This is a genomic window from Cupriavidus basilensis (genome assembly GCF_000832305.1).
Lineage (GTDB): Bacteria > Pseudomonadota > Gammaproteobacteria > Burkholderiales > Burkholderiaceae > Cupriavidus > Cupriavidus basilensis_F.
Map to the genome: position 1 here is coordinate 3,749,593 of NZ_CP010536.1, position 20,442 is coordinate 3,770,034.

Consider the following 20,442-nt stretch of genomic DNA (forward strand, 5'->3'; position numbering starts at 1 on the left):
CACACCGCACCACACCGCATCGATCCCCAGCCAAGGCACCGGAGAGTCCCCGAACCATGCAAACCACACTGGCCGAATTCCTGCGCGATACGCCCGACGGCGAAGAAGCCAAGTCCATCGTCGGCAAATGCGTGCATTGCGGCTTCTGCACCGCGACCTGCCCCACCTACCAGTTGCTCGGCGACGAGCTGGACGGCCCGCGTGGCCGCATCTACCTGATGAAGCAGGTGCTGGAGGGCCAGCCCGTCACGCAAAGCACACGCCTGCACCTGGACCGCTGCCTGACCTGCCGCAACTGCGAATCCACCTGCCCCTCGGGCGTGAAGTACGGCCGTCTGGTCGACATCGGCCGCAAGGTGGTAGATGACCGCCTGGAGGCCCAAGGCATCCAGCGCCCGGCGCGCGAGCGTTTTGCGCGGTGGGCGCTGCGCGAGACCATGACGCGCCCGGCGCTGTTCGGCACGGCCATGCGCATGGGGCAGCGCGTGCGCCCGCTGTTGCCGCAGGCGCTGCGCAACAAGGTGCCGCAGGCGGTCGACGCCGGCGCTTGGCCGCGCACCACGCATGCGCGCAAGATGCTGTTGCTCGACGGCTGCGTGCAGCCCTCGATGTCGCCCAACATCAATGCCGCCACGGCACGCGTGTTCGACCGCCTTGGCGTGCAGCTGGTGATGGCGCGCGAGGCCGGTTGTTGCGGCGCCGTGCGCTATCACACCGGCGACCACGACGGCGGCCTCGACAATATGCGGCGCAATATCGACGCCTGGTGGCCGGCGGTGCAAGCCGGCGCGGAGGCCATCGTGATGACGGCTTCGGGCTGCGGCGTGATGGTCAAGGAATACGGGCACCTGCTGCGCAACGATGCCCACTATGCCGATCGCGCGCGCCAGATCTCGGCGCTGACCAAGGATCTGTCGGAACTGCTGCCGAACTTCGCCGACGCCCTGCAAGACGCGGCCGCCGAGGCAGGAAGCAGCAAAGGCACCAATGGCACCGATGGCCAGCGCGTGGCCTACCATCCGCCCTGCACGCTGCAGCACGGCCAGCAGATCCGCGGCAAGGTGGAAGCCCTGCTGACGGGCCTGGGCGTGGACGTCAAGCTCTGTGCCGACAGCCACCTGTGCTGTGGCTCCGCAGGCACGTACTCGGTGCTGCAGCCCGCTTTGTCCTATCGGCTGCGCGACGAGAAGCTCGCCAATCTGCAGGCCTTGAAGCCTGAGGCCATCGTCTCGGCGAATATCGGCTGCATCACGCACCTGCAAAGCGGCACCGGCACGCCGGTGATGCACTGGATCGAGCTGGTGGACCGCATGCTGGGGTAAGTACCCCCGAAGTGCCGGCCGAAGCAGACAAGTCAGGCCAAGGCCGCGCGCCATGACGACGGCTGCCTCTCCCACAAGTGGGAGAGGAGAGCAAACCCGCTGCAGGAAGAGGCCGCTCCGGGTTACCATGCGAGGGCTCCAATCCCGGCCGTCCCCGCACCCGCATGCTCCAGACCTTCGCCATCCTGCTGGTTTTCCAATCCGTCGGGGAAGCGCTCAGCTATTCCCTGAGCCTGCCCGTGCCCGGGCCGGTGATCGGCATGATCCTGCTGTTCGGCTGGCTCACGTTCGACGACCGGCTGCTGCCGGTGATCCAGGGGACCACGTCCGAGCTGCTCAAGCACTTGTCGCTGCTGTTTGTGCCGGCCGGCGTCGGCATCATGGTGCATGCGCACCGCATCGGCGGAGAGTGGCTGCCGATCGTGGTGGCGCTGGTGGTGTCCACCTGGCTGGCGATCGCCACCACCGCGCTGGTGGCACGCGCGCTGATGGGCAAGCCCCGGGCGCCTGAGGATGCCGGCGCGCAAGCCGGTTCGGGAGAACAAGCATGACCCCGCGCCTGAACGAGATCTGGGTCTATCTGGCGGCCAGCCCGCTGCTCGGCCTGACCGCTACCTTGCTGGCCTATGTCTTCGCGTTCCGCGTCTATGAGCGCGCGCGCTTCTCGCCGCTAGCCAATCCCGTGATGATCGCGGTCGCCATCCTGGTCACGCTGCTGACAGTAACCGGCACGCCGTACAAGACCTATTTCGATGGCGCGCAGTTCGTCCACTTCCTGCTCGGGCCCGCCACCGTCGCGCTGGCAGTGCCGCTCTACATGCAGCTGCCCAAGTTGCGCAAGCATGTGTTCCCGCTGCTGGGCGGGCTGCTGGCGGGATCGCTGGTGGCGGTGGTATCGGCCGTGGGCATCGCCTGGCTGCTGGGCGCTTCGCCCGAGACCATGCGCTCGCTCGCGCCCAAGTCGGTCACCATCCCGATCGCCATGGGCGTGGCCGAGAAGATCGGTGGCCTGCCCTCGCTGACCGCCGTGCTGGTGATGGCCACCGGCATCATCGGCGCGGTCAGCGCCACCAAGCTGCTGAACCTGCTGCGCATTTCCGACTACACCGTGCGCGGCTTCGCCACCGGCGTGGCAGCGCACGGCATCGGCACCGCGCGCGCCTTCCAGGTCAACCAGGAGGCCGGCGCCTTCGCCGCGCTCGGCATGGGCCTGAACGGCGTGCTGACCGCCGTGATGGTGCCGATGCTGGCGGCGTGGATGCCGCGCTGATCCCTGCTGACAGGACGTTGTCAGGAGCCCTCGCGCATGATCCGTCTCTCCATCACCCCTCCCCTGAGAGAGACCATCATGAGCGGACTAATCAACTGGCTTGAAATTCCTGTCGCGGACATGGCCCGTGCCATCCGGTTCTACGAGCAGGCCTTCGAGACCACCCTCAAGCGCGAAACCATGGCGCAGGTCGACATGGCTATCTTTGCCAACCATGAGCCTGGCGGCGCACTGGTAGCCGGCGAGGGCTTCCGCCCTTCGGCCGACGGCTGCCTGCCTTACCTACACACGCCGCAACTCACGGCGCTGCTGGCGCGTGTTACCGCGGCCGGCGGCAAGACCGTGTTCGGCCCGCTGCAGTTGCCTGGCGATATCGGCCATATCGCGCATATCATCGACAGCGAAGGCAATCGCGTCGGCCTGCATCAGCCACTGGTAGGATAGCCGGCCACCGCGACCGTTTTACCAATACCCGCATAGCACCAAGATGAAGCCTCGATGAGCCGCCGCGCCGACCGCCTTTTCCAGATCGTCCAGGTACTGCGCGGGCGCCGCCTCACCACGGCGGCGCTGCTGGCGCAGCGGCTCGGGGTGTCCGAGCGCACGGTGTACCGGGACATCCAGGCGCTGTCGCTGTCGGGCGTGCCGGTCGAGGGCGAAGCGGGCATCGGCTACCGGTTGCGGGCCGACTATGACGTCCCTCCGCTGATGTTTACCGCGATCGAAGTCGAAGCGATGGTGGCCGGGCTGCGCCTGCTCAAGGCCTGGGGCGGCGGGGCGCTGGCCGCCGCGGCCGATCCCGCGCTGGAAAAGCTGGTGGCGGCGCTACCGCCCGCGCGGCGTCATGCGGCGCAGCAAAGCCGCGTGTTCGCCCCCGAATTCGTCAACCTGCCGCAGGTGCGCGACGCCTTTGACGTGGTGCATGGCGCCATGAACGCGCAACGCCTGCTGCGCCTGGACTACACCGACGCGCAGCAGCGCGCCACCGACCGCATCGTGCAGCCGCTGGGCCTGTTCTTCTGGGGCAATAGCTGGCTGCTGGCCGCCTGGTGCGCCACGCGCACCGACTATCGCAGCTTCCGCCTAGACCGCTGCCGCGGCATCGTCATGCTGGAAGACCGCTTCCACGAAACCCCCGACCGCTCGCTCAACGGCTTCCTGCGTGCAGTGCAGCACACCAGCGGCTAGCCGGCCTGTCGGGTGATCGGCTGACCGGCTGATTCGGGACGCGCCCTACGCCGACTCGGCCAGCAGCGTCTCGATGTCGCGCTTGATATCCTCGGGCTTGGTGGTGGGCGCGTAGCGCTTGAACACCGTCCCGTTGCGGCGCAGCAGGAACTTGGTGAAGTTCCACTTGATCGCTTCCAGGCCAAGCACGCCCGGCTTCTCCGAGGTCAGCCAGCGATACAGCGGATGCGCGTTATCTCCCTTGACGTCGATCTTGCCGAACATCGGGAAGGTGACATGGAAGCGCGACTCGCAAAACTGGCCGATTTGCGCGGCGTCGCCCGGCTCCTGCTTGCCGAACTGGTTGCAGGGAAAACCCAGCACTTCAAGGCCGCTGGCCGCGTACTGGTCCTGCAGCGCCTGCAGGCCGGCATATTGCGGCGTAAAGCCGCACTCGCTGGCCGTGTTCACGATCAGCAGCACCTTGCCGCTGAATTGCGACAGCGGCACCGGCAGGCCGGCCAGGGAGCTGGCCTCGAACTGGTAGACATTGCTCATGACAGAATCCTCGGGTGACACGGCGGTGGAGGCGATGCGCGCCCGCCGCCGGACAGTGTACTTGGCGTACGTTGCCGTGAGTGCTCAGATCACGTTCAGGTGTTCGGTGCCGGCGCCCAGGTCGGTCTCGCGGTCCATGGTGCCGTGCAGCTTGATCATCAAGCGCAGGTCGTTGAGGGAGTCGGCATTGCGCAGCGCGTCTTCGTAGGTGATCTTGCCAGCCTCGTAGAGATCAAAGAGCGCCTGGTCGAACGACACCATGCCCTGCTCGCGCGATTTCTTGATGACTTCCTTGAGCGCATGGATCTCGCCCTTGAAGATCAGGTCGGCCACCAGCGGCGTGCCGAGCATGATCTCCACTGCCGGCACCCGGCCCTTCTGCCCCTTGCGCGGCAACAGGCGCTGCGACACCATCGCCTTCAGGTTGAGCGACAGGTCGATCAGCAACTGCTGGCGCTTTTCCTCGGGGAAGAAGTTGACCACGCGATCGATGGCCTGGTTGGCATTGTTGGCGTGCAGCGTGGCCAGGCACAGGTGGCCCGTTTCCGCGTACTGCATCGCGTACTCCATGGTTTCCCGATCGCGGATTTCGCCGATCAGGATCACGTCGGGCGCCTGGCGCAGCGTGTTCTTCAGCGCCACGTGCCAGGAGTCGGTATCGATGCCGACCTCGCGCTGCGTGACGATGCAGTTCTGGTGCGCGTGCACGTATTCGATCGGGTCCTCGATGGTGATGATGTGCCCGTACGAATGCGCGTTGCGGTGATCGAGCATGGCCGCGAGCGAGGTCGACTTGCCCGAGCCGGTGGCGCCGGTGACGATCACCAGTCCGCGCTTTGACATCACGATGTCATGCAGCGCGGGCGGCAGGTCGAGGTCTTCCACCGAAGGAATGCGCGTATTGATGGTACGCACCACCATGCCCGCCTTGCCCTGCTGGATGAACGCTGAGACGCGAAAGCGCCCGGCGTTGGGCACGGAGATGGCGAAGTTGCACTCGCGGCTGCCGTCGAACTCGCCCGCCTGCCGCTCGTTCATGATGGAGCGCACCAGGCCGAGCGCCTGGGTCGGGTTGAGCGGCTGCTGCGAGACTGGCGTGATCTTGCCATCGACCTTGATGGCCGGCGGAAAATCGGCGGTGATGAACAGGTCCGAGCCACGGTTGCCCACCATCAGCTCGAGCAGGTCGTTGATGTACTTGGCAGCGGATTCGCGATCGAGCATGGCAGTGTCCTGGTTCGGATGCGGCGGACTCGCCTCAGCCCGTGAATGAGTCGGGGTTCTTGGCAATGGCGCGCGCATCGTTGTAGTTGATGATGCCGCGCTTGATCAGGTCCGACAGGCACTGGTCCAGCGTCTGCATGCCAAGTCCGCTGCTGGTCTGCATCATCGAGTACATCTGCGCGATCTTGTTCTCGCGGATCAGGTGGCGGATCGCTGGTGTGGCGATCATGATCTCGTGGGCCGCCGTGCGGCCGTTGCCGTCGCGCGTCTTGAGCAGCGTTTGCGAAATCACCGCTTCCAGCGATTCCGACAACATGGTGCGCACCATGTCTTTTTCTTCGGGCGGGAACACGTCGACAACCCGGTCGATGGTCTTGGCCGCCGAGCTCGTGTGCAGCGTGGCAAACACCAGGTGGCCCGTTTCGGCCGCGGTCAGCGCCAGGCGGATGGTTTCCAGGTCGCGCAGCTCACCCACCAGCACCACGTCGGGATCCTCACGCAGCGCGGAGCGCAGGGCGTTGGCGAAGGAATGCGTGTGCGGCCCCAGCTCGCGCTGGTTGATCAGGCTCTTCTTGGACGTGTGCACGAACTCGATCGGGTCCTCCACCGTGAGGATGTGGCCCATGTCCTGATCGTTGCGGTGGTCCACCATCGCAGCCAGCGTGGTGGACTTGCCCGAGCCGGTCGGGCCGGTCACCAGCACCAGGCCGCGCGGCTTCATGCACAGGTCAGCGAATACCGCCGGCGCGCGCAGGTCTTCCAGCGACAGTACCTTGGAAGGAATGGTCCGGAACACGGCGGCGGCGCCGCGCTGCGTGTTGTAGGCATTGACCCGGAAACGCGAGAGGCTGGCGATCTCGAAGGAAAAGTCGATTTCCAGCCGTTCCTCATATTGCTTGCGCTGGGTGTCGCTCATGATGTCGTACACCATGGCGTGGACATCCTTGTGGCCCATCGCGGCCACATTGATGCGGCGCATATCGCCGTGGATACGCACCATCGGCGGCATGTCTGCCGAGAGATGGAGATCGGACGCCTTGTTCTTGACGGCGAAAGCTAATAGCTGCGCGATGTCCATCTATAATGACCCCACCCTTTTTGTCGTACTTTTGTTGTACTTCTTGATATGTTCGCCGGATTATGTCTGTAATCGCCGCCAACTTGCAAGCCGTCAACCGGCGCGTCGCGGCAGCCGCACAACAGGCCGGGCGGCCGGCCGGTGAAGTCACGCTTCTGGCGGTTTCGAAGACCTTCCCCGCCGCCGCCGTGCAGGCTGCGTTCGACGCCGGCCAGCGCGCCTTTGGCGAGAACTACGTGCAGGAGGGCGTGGACAAGATTGCGCAGCTTGGCGATTTGCGCGACCAGATAAGCTGGCACTTTATCGGCCCCCTGCAAAGCAACAAGACGCGTGTCGTGGCCGAACGGTTCGACTGGGTCCATGCCATCGACCGCCTGCGCATCGCCGAGCGGCTGTCAGCGCAGCGGCCCGCCGGCATGGCGCCGTTGCAGGTCTGCCTGCAGGTCAATATCAGCGGCGAAGCCAGCAAGAGCGGCGTCGCGCCAGACGAAGTGCCCGCGCTGGCACGCGCCGTAGCGGCGCTGCCCGGGTTGCGGCTGCGCGGCCTGATGGCCATTCCGGAGCCGCAGAGCGATATGGAGGCCCAGCGCCGGCCGTTTGCCGCGCTGCGCGCCCTGGCCGACACCTTGCGCGCCGCCGGGCTCGATGTGGACACGCTCTCGATGGGCATGTCCGCCGACATGGAGGCCGCCATTGCCGAGGGCGCTACCGTGGTGCGCATCGGCACCGCCATTTTCGGCGCACGCGACCATGCCACGGCACCCGAGGCGACACAGGCCAGGCCGGCCTGAACGCCGGCCCCCTTCTTCCCAGACGATTCCAGACGATTCCCAGCAAGAGACCGATATGCTCAAGACTCTCACCTTTGGTTTCCTCGGCGGCGGCAATATGGCCACCGCCCTGATCGGCGGCCTGATCGCCCGGGGCGTGCCAGCCACCTCGATCCGCGTGGTCGATCCGTTCGATGAAGCGCAGGCGCGCCTGCGGCGCGACCTCGGGGTGCATGCGGCAGGCGCGCCCGACACCGCCTTTGGCAAGAGCGATGTGCTTGTGCTGGCGGTCAAGCCGCAGCAGTTCCGCGAAGCGGCGGCAGCGCTGCTGCCGCACCTGGGCGACAGCCTGATCGTGAGCGTGGCCGCCGGCATCCGCCTGGCCGACATGCAGCGCTGGTTCGGCGGGCGCACCCGCCTGGTGCGCGCCATGCCCAACACCCCGGCGCTGGCCGGCATGGGCATGACCGGCCTGGCAGCGGTAGCCGGGCTGGCGCAGCAAGACCGCGACATCGCCAGCGCGCTGGCCGAAGCCGTGGGCAAGTGCGAGTGGGTGGAAGGCGACGCGCAGATCGACGCAGTGACCGCCATCTCCGGCAGCGGTCCGGCCTACGTCTTCTACTTCATCGAAGCCATGGAGAAAGCGGCCGTCGAACTCGGCCTGAGCGCCGCGCAAGGGCGCGCGCTGGCGGTGGAAACCTTCCGCGGCGCCGCGGCCCTGGCTGCCCAGTCGGAAGAGCCGGTCAGCCTGCTGCGCGAGCGCGTGACCTCAAAGGGCGGCACCACCTACGCCGCGCTCACCGCCATGCAAGCCGCCGGTATCGGCGAAGCCTTCGTCAAGGCCATGCGCGCCGCCGCTGAACGCGCGACGGAAATGGGCGCGGAGTTTGGCAAGGACTGAGTGAGGTGCGTCTTTTCCCGCCGCGCGGGAGAGGACGCAAAGCGCCAGGACGCCTGAGCGCAGCGTCAGCGCAACGCGTAAGCTGCCGCCACCCCGGCAAACACACAAGCACCCAGCCAGTTGTTGTGCCGGAACGCGGCAAAGCACTTCATGCGATCCCGCTCGCGGATCAACGTGTAGTGATACGCCGCGCATCCCGCCGCCGCCGCCAGCCCGATCCAGTACGGCCAGCCCAGCCCGAACTGCGTACCGGCCCAGGCCATCAGCCCCAGGAACACCGCATAGCAGATCATGATGGCGGCGACATCGAACCGCCCGAACGTGATGGCCGACGTCTTCATGCCGAGCAGCAAGTCATCGTCGCGGTCCACCATGGCGTAGGCGGTATCGTAGGCCACCGCCCAGAACACATTGGCCAGCAGCATCACCCACGCCACCACTGGCACATGGTCCTGCACCGCGGCGAACGTCATCGGGATGCCAAAGCCGAAAGCAATGCCAAGGTAGGCCTGCGGGATGGCAAAGAACCGCTTGAAGAACGGATAGGTACCGGCAAGCACGGCCCCGACCACCGCCAGCCACTTGGTAAACCCATTGAGCGGCGTGATCAGCGCGAAGGCTGCCAGCGCCAGCACCACCGCCACCGCCACGGCCTCCCACGCGGCGATCTTGCCCGCGGTCAAGGGCCGCTCCTTGGTGCGCTTGACGTGTTTGTCGAAGTCGCGGTCGGCCCAGTCGTTCATGGCGCAGCCGGCAGAGCGCATCAGGAAGGTGCCGATGAAGAAGATCCAGAACAGGCTCCACACCGGCTGGCCGCCCGAGGCCATCCACAGTGCCCACAGCGTGGGCCACAGCAGCAGCAGCGTGCCGATGGGCTTGTCGATGCGCACCAGGCGCGCGTACAGGGCTAAGCGTTCAAACATGGCAAGGGGCCGCGGCGCGGGGTCGGGCAAGGCAATGGCATTCAACGAAAAACGCGCCGCGACCCGGTCAGGGCGCGGCGCGCATGGCCGGCAGCACACCAAGGCCGCCGGTGGCGTCGATCAGGGCATCAGGCCAGCATCGAGCGCAGCATCCACGCGGTTTTTTCATGCGTCTGCATGCGCTGGGTCAGCAGGTCGGCGGAGGGTTCGTCGCCGGCGGCGTCGATGGCCGGGAACAGCGAGCGCGCGGTGCGCACCACGGCTTCCTGGCCTTCGACCAGCTTGCGGATCATCTCGGTGGCTTCGGGCACGCCCTCTTCCTCCGGGATCGACGACAAGCGGGCGTATTCCTTGTAGGTGCCCGGCGCCGGGTAGCCCAGCGCGCGGATACGCTCGGCGATCGAGTCCACGGCGAGCGCCAGCTCGGTGTATTGCGTCTCGAACATCAGGTGCAAAGTGTTGAACATCGGACCCGTGACGTTCCAGTGGAAATTATGGGTCTTGAGGTAGAGCGTGTAGGTATCCGCCAGCAACTTGGACAGGCCTTCCGCGATCTTCTTGCGTTCTTTGTCGGAAATGCCGATGTTCACGGTCATCTCATTCTTCTTTGCCATGATAGGTACGCTCCAGTCTGGGGTGGCTCTGACAACTGCCGCGCCACGGGACGCGGCACAACCCGCACATTATGGCATCACCCGGTAAAGGCGGACAAACCCGTGGCCGCGTCCAGGAACATCGCGAGCGCGCCCAGCGCGACTACCGCCAGCCCGATCTCCGTGCGCCACAGCCTGCGCTGCAGGCGCGCCGCATCTGCGCGGCGTGGGCGGTCGTGGGCAACGTGCTGCAACTGCTGAAATTCGCTGACGAACAGTCTGAACATGGCCATGATGGTTCTCCGTGCCGGGCTTTCCAGGTGGCCCCGGCTCGGGGCCACCCGCACTGCCCTGCTTCATTGCTTGCGCATTACTTCAGGTCGAGCGCGCGCTTGACGCCCTCGCCATAAGCCGGATCGGCCTTGGTGAAGTGCTCCAGCTGCGCCCGCACGATGCTTTCCGGCACGCCCTGCATGGCCGCCGCAATGTTCGCGTAAAGACGCTGGCGCTGGCCCTCGTCGAACAGGCGGAACAGCGCGCCGGGCTGGCTGTAGTCATCGCTGTCGACACGATGGTCGAAGCGGTCGGCCGCGCCATCCAGGGCCAGGGGCGGCTCGATGGCGCGCTCGCTGGCGGCGTAGGCGCCCTCGCGGTTCGGCTCGTAGTTGAGCTTGCCGCCCTGGTTGCCGTCCACGCGCATCGCGCCATCGCGGTGGAAGGTATTGTGGAACGGGCACTTGGGCGCGTTCACCGGGATCTGGTTGTGGTTCACGCCCAGGCGGTAGCGCTGCGTGTCGCCGTACGAGAAGAGCCGGCCCTGCAGCATCTTGTCGGGCGAGAAACCGATGCCCGGCACGATGTTGGAGGGGTTCATCGCCACCTGCTCCACCTCGGCGAAGTAGTTGTCCGGGTTGCGGTTGAGCTCCAGCACGCCCACGTCGATCAGCGGATAGTCCTTGTGCGGCCACACCTTGGTGAGGTCGAACGGGTTGATGTGGTACTTGGCCGCATCGGCTTCGGGCATGACCTGCACGCGCACGTTCCAGCGCGGGAAGTTGCCGCGCTCGATGTTCTCGAACAGGTCGCGCTGCGCGCTCTCGCGGTCGCCCGCCACCACCTTGGCCGCTTCCTCGTTGGTCCAGTTGGCGATGCCCTGCTGCGACTTGAAGTGGAACTTCACCCAGAAACGCTCGTTGGCCGCATTGATGAACGAGAAGGTATGCGAGCCGAAACCGTGGATCTGGCGATAGTTCTGCGGCAGGCCGCGGTCGCTCATCAGTATGGTGACCTGGTGCAGCGATTCCGGATGGCGCGACCAGAAATCCCACACGGCAATCGGGTCGCGCAGGTTGGTGCGCGGATTGCGTTTTTGCGTGTGGATGAAATCCGGGAATTTCAGCGGGTCGCGCACGAAGAACACCGGCGTGTTGTTGCCCACCACGTCCCAATTGCCTTCATCGGTGTAGAACTTGACCGAGAACCCGCGCACATCGCGCTCGGCGTCGGCGGCGCCACGCTCGCCGGCCACCGTGGAGAAGCGGATGAAGATCGGCGTCTCCTTGCCTACGCTGGCAAAGACCGAGGCCTTGGTGAAACGCGAGATGTCATGGGTGAGCGTGAACTTGCCGTGCGCGCCCGAGCCCTTGGCGTGCACGCGCCGCTCGGGGATGACTTCGCGGTCGAAGTGAGCGAGCTTCTCCAGGAACCACACGTCTTGCAGCAGCATCGGGCCGCGCGGGCCTGCGGTCTGCGAATTCTGGTTGTCGGCTACCGGCGCGCCGGCGGCGGTGGTGAGAGTGTCCTTGTTCTTGCTCATCTTGGCCTCATTTTTCTTGGGGGTGGAACGGGGAGCCTGGCTGGGGCGGGCTGCGGCAAAGCCGCGGGGAAATGTCAGTACACCGTGGCGTAACAGGCCAGGCAGTCGGCCATGCGGCCGGCCAGTGCGCTCAGGAGATCGCCGGCGGCAGTCAAGCTGGGTGTTTCGCCTTTCATGTGCGACTCCTTGTGGATGACAGCGCGCAATGCGCCGATGCATGAAGTCTACGGAAAGGCTATTGAATTTCAAATTCAATTATTTCTAACTATGAAATAGAGCATGCCTATTCCTGCCTGCGCGCCAGCCTGGCATGGGGCAAAGACACGGTGAAGCCAGAAAAATCGAGGGGGAGAAAAAACAAGGCAGGGCAAAGCCTGCCGCCGGCGCGGAGCGCCGGCAGGCAGGGCGCGCTCAGGCGGCTTCAGCCAGTTCCTTGGCGGCCAGCATGCTGACGCCAGGCAAGTCGCAGGCAGCCACCGCGCGGCGCAACGCTTCCATGGCCGGCAGGCGGGTAAAGCTCTTGCGCCAGGCCAGCACCACGCGCCGGTCGGGCACGGGATCGGTAAAGGGCACGTAGGCCAGCAGGTCATTCTTGTTGGGCTTCAGGTCCGGCACCGAAGTCCGCGGCAGCACCGTGATGCCAACGCCACTTGCCACCATATGGCGGATGGTTTCGAGCGAGGAGCCTTCGAAGGTCTTCTGGATGCCGTCGGCCGCCTGCGAGAAGCGCGATAGCTCCGGGCACACGCCCAGCACCTGGTCGCGGAAGCAATGCCCACTGCCCAGCAACAGCATGGTTTGCTGCTTGAGTTCGTCGGGATCCACCTTCCCGGCATGCTCCAGATGGTGGCCACGCGGCACCGCCACGACGAAGGGCTCGTCATACAGCGGCTGCACGGTCAGCCCGGAATCGGCAAAGGGCTCGGCCATGATGGCGCAATCGATCTCGCCCTGCTTGAGCAGCTCGATCAGTTTGACCGTGTAGTTCTCCTGCAGCATCAGCGGCATCTGCGGCACGGTCTGGATCATTTCCTTGACCAGCGTGGGCAGCAGGTAGGGCCCGATGGTGTAGATCACGCCAAGGCGCAGCGGCCCGGCCAGCGGGTCCTTGCCCTGCTTGGCGATCTCGCGGATGGCCATGGTCTGCTCCAGCACGCGCTGGGCCTGCGCCACGATCTGCTCGCCGATCGGCGTCACCGAGACTTCGGACGTGCCGCGCTCGAAGATCTGCACATTGAGTTCGTCTTCCAGCTTCTTGATCGCCACCGACAGCGTCGGCTGCGACACGAAGCAGGCTTCGGCCGCCCGGCCGAAATGGCGCTCGCGCGCGACCGCGACGATGTACTTGAGTTCGGTGAGCGTCATGACTTATCAATTTTCGTTAATCGATAGATTTTACCTTCGATTCGACGTTCTGTCAGAGATGACAGGCAAAGCGGCGCAGGCGATACCTGACCGTCTGCATCAGGTGAGCCCCCACCGTCACATCAGGCCTTCAGGTAATGCTCCCTGCCACCCAGCCAGCGCAGCAGGTGCGCTTCTACCGCCTCCGGAAAGCGCGCCAGCATCAGCTCGGCGGCCTCCTGGGCATAGTCGACCAGCCAGGCGTCGGTGTTGAGATCGGCGAAACGCAGCATCGCCTCGCCGGACTGGCGCGCGCCGAGAAACTCGCCGGGACCGCGTATCTGCAGGTCGCGCCGGGCGATCTCGAAGCCGTCGGTGGTCTCGCGCATGGTTGCCAGGCGCTCGCGCCCGGTGGGCGACAGCGGTGCCTGGTACATCAGCAGGCAGACCGATTCCGCGCTGCCTCGCCCTACCCGGCCACGCAACTGGTGCAGCTGCGCCAGGCCGAAGCGCTCGGCATGCTCGATCACCATCAACGAGGCGTTGGGCACGTCCACCCCTACCTCGATCACGGTGGTGGCTACCAACACCTGCAGCCGGTTGGCGGTAAAGTCTTCCATCACCGCGGCTTTCTCTGCCGGTGGCAGGCGCCCGTGCACCAGTCCCACCTTGAGCTCAGGCAAGGCGGCGACCAGCGTTTCATAGGTTTCCACCGCGGTCTGCAGTTGCAGCGCCTCGCTCTCTTCGATCAGCGGGCAGACCCAGTAGACCTGGCGGCCATCGGCGGCGGCGTGGTGCACGCGCGCGATCACCTCGTCGCGGCGCGCGTCGTTGACCAGCCGGGTCACCACCGGAGTGCGCCCGGGCGGCAATTCGTCGATCACCGAGACGTCGAGGTCGGCGTAGTAGGTCATGGCCAGCGTGCGCGGGATCGGCGTGGCCGACATCATCAGCTGGTGCGGCACGGTTTGCGCAGCCTTGCCAGCCTTGCCCTGCGCGGCGGTGGCATCGGGGTCCGCCTTGCCGCGCAGCGCCAGCCGCTGGGCCACGCCAAAACGATGCTGCTCATCGACCACGGACAAACCCAGGCGTGCAAACTTGACGCTGTCCTGGATCAGCGCGTGGGTGCCGATGGCCAGCTTGGCCTCGCCGGACTCGACCTTGGCCGCGGCCTCGCGCTTGGCGCGTGTCTTCAGGCTGCCGGCCAGCCACACCACCGGCACGCCCAGCGGCTCCAGCCAGGCGGAGAGCTTGCGGTAATGCTGCTCGGCCAGGATTTCGGTGGGTGCCATCAGCGCGGCCTGGTAGCCGGCATCGATGGCCTGGCAGGCGGCCAGCGCCGCCACGATGGTCTTGCCGCTGCCGACGTCGCCCTGCAGCAGGCGGTGCATCGGGTGGGGCGCGCCCATGTCCCTGGCAATCTCTTCCACCACACGCTGCTGCGCGCCGGTCAGCTTGAACGGCAGTGCGGCCAGGAAAGCGGTCAGCAGGCCGCCCGCGCGGCGCGGCATGGGTGGCGCGCTCTTGTCGCGCCGCGCCGCCTGGGAGCGCTTGAGGGAGAGCTGCTGCGCCAGCAGCTCATCGAGCTTGATGCGTTGCCAGGCCGGGTGCGAGCGCTCGATCAGCGCGTGCTCGTCCACATCCTGCGGCGGTGTGTGCAGCAGGCGCAGGCACTCGGGCAAGGCTTGCAGCTTGAGCTGGGCTAGCGGGCCTTGCAGCACGGGCACGGGCAGGGTCTCGGGCAACGGCGTGCGTGACAGCGCGCCGCCGATGGCCTTGCGCAGGTAGCTCTGCGGGATGCCGGCGGTGCTCGGGTAGACCGGGGTCAGCCGCTCGGGCAGCGCCTCGCCGGGGGTGACCGCGCGCACCGTGGGATGGACCATCTCCGCGCCGAAGAAGCCGCCGCGCAGTTCGCCGCGCACCCGCAGGCAGGCGCCTTCGGCCATCAGCTGGGCCTGGCTGCCGTAGAAATTAATGAACCGCAGCGTCAGCTCGCCGGTATCGTCGGCGATCTTGACCACCATCTGGCGGCGCGGGCGCAGGCTGACCTCGTTGGAGGTGACCACGCCCTCAACCTGCACCGTCAGCCCCATGCCCGCGCGCCCGATGGCATCGGCGATCGGCAGCAGCGTGGTCTCGTCCTCGTAGCGCATCGGCAAGTGCAGCACCAGGTCGACGTCACGCTTGAGCCCGAGCTTATGCAGCCGGGCCATGGCCGAGGACGGCTTGCCGGCGGCAGCGCCCTTGGCCGCCGCCTTGCCCGCACGGCCCGGCTTGTCCCCGGCGCGCGCCGCGGGCGGGCTGTCGTTGGTTTCCGGGGTTCGGTCGGGAGCGGTTCCTGGCATCTGGGACGTGGCTGGCGATTCGGGTCGGGGCGCGCGCCTGGTGGCACGCGCTGGTTGGCGCAAATAGGCGATATCACGCGCGCCCGGGCGGCGCAGCCGCCCCAAGCCTTACAATATCGGATTCGCCGATTGTACCTATGCCGGCCGCGCCACCGCGCGGTCTGCGGCCGTTTTTGCCCCCATGATGCTGACGCTGTCCGATTTTGACTTTACCCTCCCCCCCGAACTGATCGCCCAGACCGCCTTGCCGGAGCGCGGCGCGAGCCGGCTGCTGGTGGTGGATACGGACGCCCCGGGGGGCACCACCCGCCTCGCAGACCGCGCGTTTACCGACATCGTCGACTACCTGCGTCCCAACGATTTGCTGGTGTTCAATGACACCCGCGTCATCAAGGCGCGCTTCTTCGGGCAAAAGGGCAGCGGCGGCAAGGTCGAGGTGCTGGTCGAGCGGGTGCTGGACAGCCACACCGTGCTGGCCCAGGTACGCGCTTCCAAGACGCCGCCGGTGGGCAGCCTGCTGCGCCTGGCGGATGCCTTCGACGTCACAGTTGGCCCGCGTGTGGACCAGTTCTTCACGCTCACCTTCCCCGAGCCGGCGCTGGACCTGATCGAGCGCCACGGCCGCCTGCCGCTGCCGCCATACATCACCCACGATCCCGACGCCTTCGACGAAACCCGCTACCAGACGGTCTACGCCCGCGCCCCCGGCGCGGTGGCCGCGCCGACTGCCGGCCTGCATTTCGACGAGGCCCTGTTCGCCCGGCTCGACGCGCTGGGCGTGCGCCGCGGCTTCCTGACCCTGCACGTGGGTGCCGGCACCTTCCAGCCGGTGCGCACCGAGAACCTGGCCGAGCACAAGATGCACGCCGAGTGGTACGAGGTGTCGGACGCGCTGGCCCAGGCCGTGCGCGAGACGCGCGCCGCCGGGGGCCGCGTGATCGCGGTCGGCACCACGTCCCTGCGCGCGCTGGAGTCCGCCGGCGCCACCGATGGCACGCTGGCCGCCGGCCGTGGCGACACCGAGATCTTCATCACGCCCGGCTACCGTTTCCGCGTGGTCGATGCGCTGATCACCAATTTCCACCTGCCCAAGTCGACCTTGCTGATGCTGGTGTCGGCGCTGGCCGGGGTGGAGCCCATCCGCGCCGCCTACCGCCATGCGGTGGCCGAGCGCTACCGCTTCTTCAGCTACGGCGACGCCATGCTGCTGACGCGCCAGCCCCAGCCCCAGCCCTGAGCGCGCCGCGCCAGCCCGACCCTGAATCCCGAATCCAGCCATGCTCAACTTCGAACTGCTCACCACCGACGGCAACGCCCGCCGCGGCCGCGTCACCCTCAACCACGGCGTGGTCGAGACCCCGATCTTCATGCCGGTCGGCACCTATGGCTCGGTCAAGGCGATGTCGCCACTCGAGCTCGGTGAGATCAACGCTCAGATCATCCTGGGCAATACCTTCCACCTGTGGCTGCGCCCCGGGCTGGAAGTGGTGGAAAAGCACGGTGGCCTGCACCGCTTCATGGGCTGGGACAAGCCGATCCTGACCGATTCGGGCGGTTTCCAGGTGTTTTCGCTGGGCGCGCTGCGCAAGATCACCGAGGATGGCGTGACCTTTGCCTCGCCGGTCAACGGCGACAAGCTGTTCCTGTCGCCCGAGATCTCGATGCAGATCCAGCGCACGCTGAACTCCGACATCGTGATGCAGTTCGACGAATGCACGCCGTACGAAATCGACGGCCGCCCCGCCACCCACGCGGAAGCGGCCGCCTCCATGCGCATGAGCCTGCGCTGGGCCAAGCGCTCGATCGACGAGTTCAACAGCCTGGGCAACCCCAACGCGCTGTTCGGCATCGTCCAGGGCGGCATGTTCGAGGACCTGCGCGATGAGTCGCTGGCCGGCCTGTCGGAGCTGGACTTCCACGGCTACGCCATCGGCGGCCTGTCGGTCGGCGAGCCCAAGGAAGACATGATGCGCGTGCTGGAGCACGTGGGCCCGCGCCTGCCCGCGCACAAGCCGCACTACCTGATGGGCGTGGGCACGCCCGAAGACCTGGTGGCCGGCGTGGCGTCGGGCGTGGACATGTTCGACTGCGTGATGCCGACCCGCAATGCCCGCAACGGCTGGCTGTTCACGCGCTTTGGCGACGTCAAGATCAAGAATGCCGTCCACCGCAACGACACCCGCCCGCTGGACGAGTCCTGCGGCTGCTATACCTGCCGCAACTTCTCGCGCGCCTACCTGCACCACCTGCACCGGGTCGGCGAGATTCTGGGCGCGCGCCTGAACACCATCCATAACCTGCATTACTACCTGGAGCTGATGAGCGAGATGCGCGAAGCCATCGAGGAACACCGCTTCGAGGCCTTCCGCCTCCGGTTCGCCGCCGATCGCGCGCGCGGGGCGCAGCCGGCCACGCCCGCCCCGGCGTGAACTTTCTGCACGGCGCCGGTCGAACAGCGGTGCCTGCAACTGCCAAGCGGCTCACAAGGCGCCCCGAACAAACCCGTACTACACCGTAAATGCCCGGATCGGGCATGGAATGCGGCCGCAAGCGGGTGGTAGAATGACCGACTAACTGATTGACTTTGTGACGGAGAAGCAACGTGCTGATTTCTAACGCATTTGCCCAGACTGCCGGCGTGACCGGCGGCGCGGCGGGTGGCCTGATGAGTTTCCTGCCTATCATCCTGATGTTCGCTGTGCTGTGGTTCATCATGATCCGCCCGCAGATGAAGCGCCAGAAAGAATCGAAGGCAATGCTGGAAGCACTGGCCAAGAACGACGAAGTCGTGACTGCCGGTGGCATCCTCGGCCGCGTCACCAAGGTCAACGAACAATACGTGACCATCGAAATCGCCACGGGCACCGAAATCACGGTGCAAAAGAGCGCGGTTACCACGGTGCTGCCCAAGGGCTCGCTGAAGTCGCTCTGAGCACCGCGGCTGCGGGCGTGGCGTCGCTTGACTCAGGCGCCGCCCAGCTTCTCCCGCACCGCCCGCCTGCTTTTTCGCCCTTCCCGGCACGCCGCCTTTAGCGCGCGTGCCCCTGCAGCCGCCTGATCCAGCCCGGGTTATCCGTGGATGCCAGGCGGCTGTTTGCCAACCGGTGCGGTGGTGCCAACTGCCCGCTGACGGTCTCGTCGGCACCGCCAACCGAAGAACGACTGGCCAAAGATGAATCGTTATCCGCTTTGGAAATACCTCGTGATCCTGGTGGCTCTGGCCATCGGCATCACCTATACGCTGCCGAACTTCTTCGGCGAGGCGCCTGCCGTGCAGGTCTCCTCCGCCAAGGCCACGGTCAAGGTCGACCTGGCCATGCAAAAGCAGATCGAGCAGGTGCTGGCGCAGAACAACCTGCAGCCCGACGGCATGTTCTTCGACCTGAACGGCCAGTCCGGCTCGGTCAAGGCGCGCTTCAAGACGCCCGACGAGCAGCTCAAGGCCAAGGACGTGCTGACCCGCGCGCTCAACCCCGACCCCAATGACGCCACCTACGTGGTCGCGCTGAACCTGCTGTCGGGCTCGCCGCGCTGGCTCACCGCCATGCATGCGCTGCCGATGTACCTGGGGCTGGACTTGCGCGGTGGCGTGCACTTCCTGCTGCAAGTGGACATGAAGGGCGCGGTCGACAAGAAGCTCGACAGCCTGGCCGGCGACGCGCGCACCCTGCTGCGCGACAAGGGCATCCGCCATGGCGGCATCGACCGCGACGGCGACCGCCTGACGGTGCGCTTCAACAATGCCGACGACGCCACCAAGGCCCGCGGCATCCTGGCCGACAACCTGCGCGAGCTGGCGTTCAGCCCGGATGGCAACAACATCTCCGGCGTGTTCACCGATGCGGCCCGCAAGGCGGTGCAGGATGCGGCGGTCAAGCAGAACATCACCACCCTGCACAACCGGGTCAACGAGCTCGGCGTAGCCGAGCCGGTGATCCAGCAGCAAGGCGCCGACCGCATCGTGGTGCAGTTGCCTGGCGTGCAGGACACCGCAAAGGCCAAGGACATCATCGGCCGCACCGCCACGCTGGAAGCCCGCCTGGCCGACCCCGACGCGCCGCGCAACCCGCGCCCGGGCGACCCGATCCCCTTCGGCAGCGAGCTGTTCACGCAGGGCAACGGCGCCCCGGTGGTACTCAAGAAGCAGGTGATCTTCACTGGCGACCGCATCGAAAGCGCTTCGGCGGGCTTCGACCAGAACCAGCGCGCCTCGGTCAACATCAAGCTCGATGCCCAGGGCGGCCGCGTGCTGCGCGACGTCTCGCGCGAGAACATCGGCAAGCCGATGGGCATCGTGCTGTTCGAGAAGGGCAAGGGCGAAGTGCTGACGGTGGCGACAATCCAGTCCGAACTGGGCTCCAGCTTCCAGATCACCGGTTCGTACTCCACCGAAGCCGCCAACGACCTGGCCCTGCTGCTGCGTGCCGGCTCGCTGGCCGCGCCGATGGAAATCATCGAAGAACGCACCATCGGCCCGTCGCTGGGCGCGGACAACATCAAGAAGGGCTTTGACTCGGTGGCCTACGGCTTTGGCGCCATCGCCGTCTTCATGATGCTGTACTACATGCTGTTCGGCGTGTTCTCGGTGGCCGCGCTGGCCATCAACCTGCTGCTGCTGGTGGCGGTGCTGTCGATGCTGCAGGCTACGCTGACGCTGCCCGGCATCGCCGCTATCGCGCTGGTGCTCGGCATGGCCATTGACGCCAACGTGCTGATCAACGAGCGGATCCGCGAGGAACTGCGCGCGGGCGCTTCGCCGCAGATGGCGATCGCTGTCGGCTTCGACCGCGCCTGGGCCACCATCCTGGACTCCAACGTGACCACCCTGATCGCGGGCCTGGCGCTGCTAGCCTTCGGCTCCGGCCCGGTGCGCGGCTTTGCCGTGGTGCACTGCCTGGGCATCATGACCTCGATGTTCTCGGCGGTGTTTTTCAACCGCGGCCTGGTGAACCTCTGGTACGGCCGCAAGAAGAAGCTGCAAAGCGTGGCGATCGGCCAGATCTGGAAGCCGGGCTCGGACAGCCAGGGCACCGTCGCCAAGTAAGCATCATGGATGTCCGCGCGCAGAACGCGCACGGACATCCAACCAGCATAGAACGGCAGCAGGCGCTGCCGTACAAAACAGGATTCA

Annotated in this window: 20 protein-coding genes; 11 read left to right on the forward strand and 9 right to left on the reverse strand. The window is 66.4% G+C overall.

Annotated features, from left to right (window positions below; all coding sequences use genetic code 11):
• Positions 1-56: 56 nt before the first annotated feature.
• From glcF to RR42_RS17335, 5 genes are all read left to right on the forward strand, one after another.
• A complete protein-coding gene (gene glcF / locus RR42_RS17315; protein ID WP_043349430.1) occupies positions 57-1,322 on the forward strand; it encodes a glycolate oxidase subunit GlcF in 1,266 nt (421 codons plus the stop codon).
• 164 nt (positions 1,323-1,486) lie between these two features.
• Positions 1,487-1,873, forward strand: a complete 387-nt coding sequence (locus RR42_RS17320; protein WP_043349434.1) for a CidA/LrgA family protein — start codon at positions 1,487-1,489, stop codon at positions 1,871-1,873.
• Positions 1,870-2,592 carry an LrgB family protein gene (locus RR42_RS17325; protein WP_043349437.1) on the forward strand — a complete coding sequence of 241 codons (723 nt, stop codon included), beginning with the start codon at positions 1,870-1,872 and terminating at the stop codon, positions 2,590-2,592. Before RR42_RS17320 ends, RR42_RS17325 begins: the two co-directional genes overlap by 4 nt.
• Before the next feature lie 78 nt (positions 2,593-2,670).
• A complete protein-coding gene (locus tag RR42_RS17330) occupies positions 2,671-3,036 on the forward strand; it encodes a VOC family protein (RefSeq protein ID WP_173430689.1) in 366 nt (121 codons plus the stop codon).
• Between the two features lie 54 nt (positions 3,037-3,090).
• Positions 3,091-3,780 (forward strand): helix-turn-helix transcriptional regulator, encoded by a 690-nt coding sequence (locus RR42_RS17335; RefSeq protein WP_043349443.1) that lies wholly within the window; start codon positions 3,091-3,093, stop codon positions 3,778-3,780.
• A gap of 45 nt (positions 3,781-3,825) precedes the next feature.
• On the opposite strand, the gene RR42_RS17340 is transcribed toward RR42_RS17335, so the two are convergent.
• The 3 genes from RR42_RS17340 to RR42_RS17350 form a co-directional block, all read right to left on the reverse strand.
• Positions 3,826-4,317, reverse strand: coding sequence for a glutathione peroxidase (locus RR42_RS17340; RefSeq protein ID WP_043349446.1), 492 nt, complete (start codon positions 4,315-4,317; stop codon positions 3,826-3,828).
• 84 nt (positions 4,318-4,401) lie between these two features.
• On the reverse strand, positions 4,402-5,541 hold the full coding sequence (locus tag RR42_RS17345; RefSeq protein WP_043349449.1) for a PilT/PilU family type 4a pilus ATPase: 1,140 nt from the start codon (positions 5,539-5,541) through the stop codon (positions 4,402-4,404).
• Positions 5,542-5,575: 34 nt separating this feature from the next.
• Positions 5,576-6,619: a type IV pilus twitching motility protein PilT gene (locus tag RR42_RS17350; protein ID WP_043349453.1), complete on the reverse strand. Its 1,044-nt coding sequence runs from the start codon at positions 6,617-6,619 to the stop codon at positions 5,576-5,578.
• Between the two features lie 62 nt (positions 6,620-6,681).
• Here RR42_RS17350 and RR42_RS17355 point away from each other — a divergent pair, with 62 nt between their 5' ends.
• Complete coding sequence (locus RR42_RS17355; protein WP_043349456.1) at positions 6,682-7,410, forward strand: YggS family pyridoxal phosphate-dependent enzyme; 729 nt, start codon at positions 6,682-6,684, stop codon at positions 7,408-7,410.
• Positions 7,411-7,465: 55 nt separating this feature from the next.
• Positions 7,466-8,290 carry a pyrroline-5-carboxylate reductase gene (gene proC, locus RR42_RS17360; RefSeq protein WP_043349460.1) on the forward strand — a complete coding sequence of 275 codons (825 nt, stop codon included), beginning with the start codon at positions 7,466-7,468 and terminating at the stop codon, positions 8,288-8,290.
• 65 nt (positions 8,291-8,355) lie between these two features.
• On the opposite strand, the gene ubiA is transcribed toward proC, so the two are convergent.
• The 6 genes from ubiA to recG form a co-directional block, all read right to left on the reverse strand.
• Complete coding sequence (ubiA, locus tag RR42_RS17365; protein WP_052494817.1) at positions 8,356-9,213, reverse strand: 4-hydroxybenzoate octaprenyltransferase; 858 nt, start codon at positions 9,211-9,213, stop codon at positions 8,356-8,358.
• A gap of 128 nt (positions 9,214-9,341) precedes the next feature.
• The gene (locus RR42_RS17370) at positions 9,342-9,827 is read right to left on the reverse strand and encodes a Dps family protein (RefSeq protein WP_043349465.1); all 486 of its coding nucleotides are present in this window, start codon (positions 9,825-9,827) and stop codon (positions 9,342-9,344) included.
• Positions 9,828-9,904: 77 nt separating this feature from the next.
• The gene (locus RR42_RS17375; RefSeq protein WP_043349470.1) at positions 9,905-10,099 is read right to left on the reverse strand and encodes a hypothetical protein; all 195 of its coding nucleotides are present in this window, start codon (positions 10,097-10,099) and stop codon (positions 9,905-9,907) included.
• Between the two features lie 77 nt (positions 10,100-10,176).
• A complete protein-coding gene (locus tag RR42_RS17380; RefSeq protein ID WP_043349474.1) occupies positions 10,177-11,622 on the reverse strand; it encodes a catalase in 1,446 nt (481 codons plus the stop codon).
• A gap of 411 nt (positions 11,623-12,033) precedes the next feature.
• Positions 12,034-12,987 carry a LysR substrate-binding domain-containing protein gene (locus RR42_RS17385; protein WP_043349480.1) on the reverse strand — a complete coding sequence of 318 codons (954 nt, stop codon included), beginning with the start codon at positions 12,985-12,987 and terminating at the stop codon, positions 12,034-12,036.
• Between the two features lie 122 nt (positions 12,988-13,109).
• Positions 13,110-15,311 (reverse strand): ATP-dependent DNA helicase RecG, encoded by a 2,202-nt coding sequence (gene recG / locus RR42_RS17390; RefSeq protein ID WP_043349481.1) that lies wholly within the window; start codon positions 15,309-15,311, stop codon positions 13,110-13,112.
• A 184-nt stretch (positions 15,312-15,495) separates the two neighbouring features.
• Here recG and queA point away from each other — a divergent pair, with 184 nt between their 5' ends.
• From queA to secD, 4 genes are all read left to right on the forward strand, one after another.
• On the forward strand, positions 15,496-16,548 hold the full coding sequence (gene queA, locus RR42_RS17395) for a tRNA preQ1(34) S-adenosylmethionine ribosyltransferase-isomerase QueA (protein WP_043352310.1): 1,053 nt from the start codon (positions 15,496-15,498) through the stop codon (positions 16,546-16,548).
• Between the two features lie 40 nt (positions 16,549-16,588).
• Complete coding sequence (gene tgt, locus RR42_RS17400) at positions 16,589-17,740, forward strand: tRNA guanosine(34) transglycosylase Tgt (RefSeq protein WP_043349485.1); 1,152 nt, start codon at positions 16,589-16,591, stop codon at positions 17,738-17,740.
• A 173-nt stretch (positions 17,741-17,913) separates the two neighbouring features.
• Entirely contained in the window at positions 17,914-18,243 is a 330-nt protein-coding gene (gene yajC / locus RR42_RS17405) for a preprotein translocase subunit YajC (protein WP_043349487.1), read from the forward strand.
• A gap of 240 nt (positions 18,244-18,483) precedes the next feature.
• Entirely contained in the window at positions 18,484-20,355 is a 1,872-nt protein-coding gene (gene secD / locus RR42_RS17410; protein ID WP_043349490.1) for a protein translocase subunit SecD, read from the forward strand.
• Positions 20,356-20,442 lie beyond the last annotated feature (87 nt).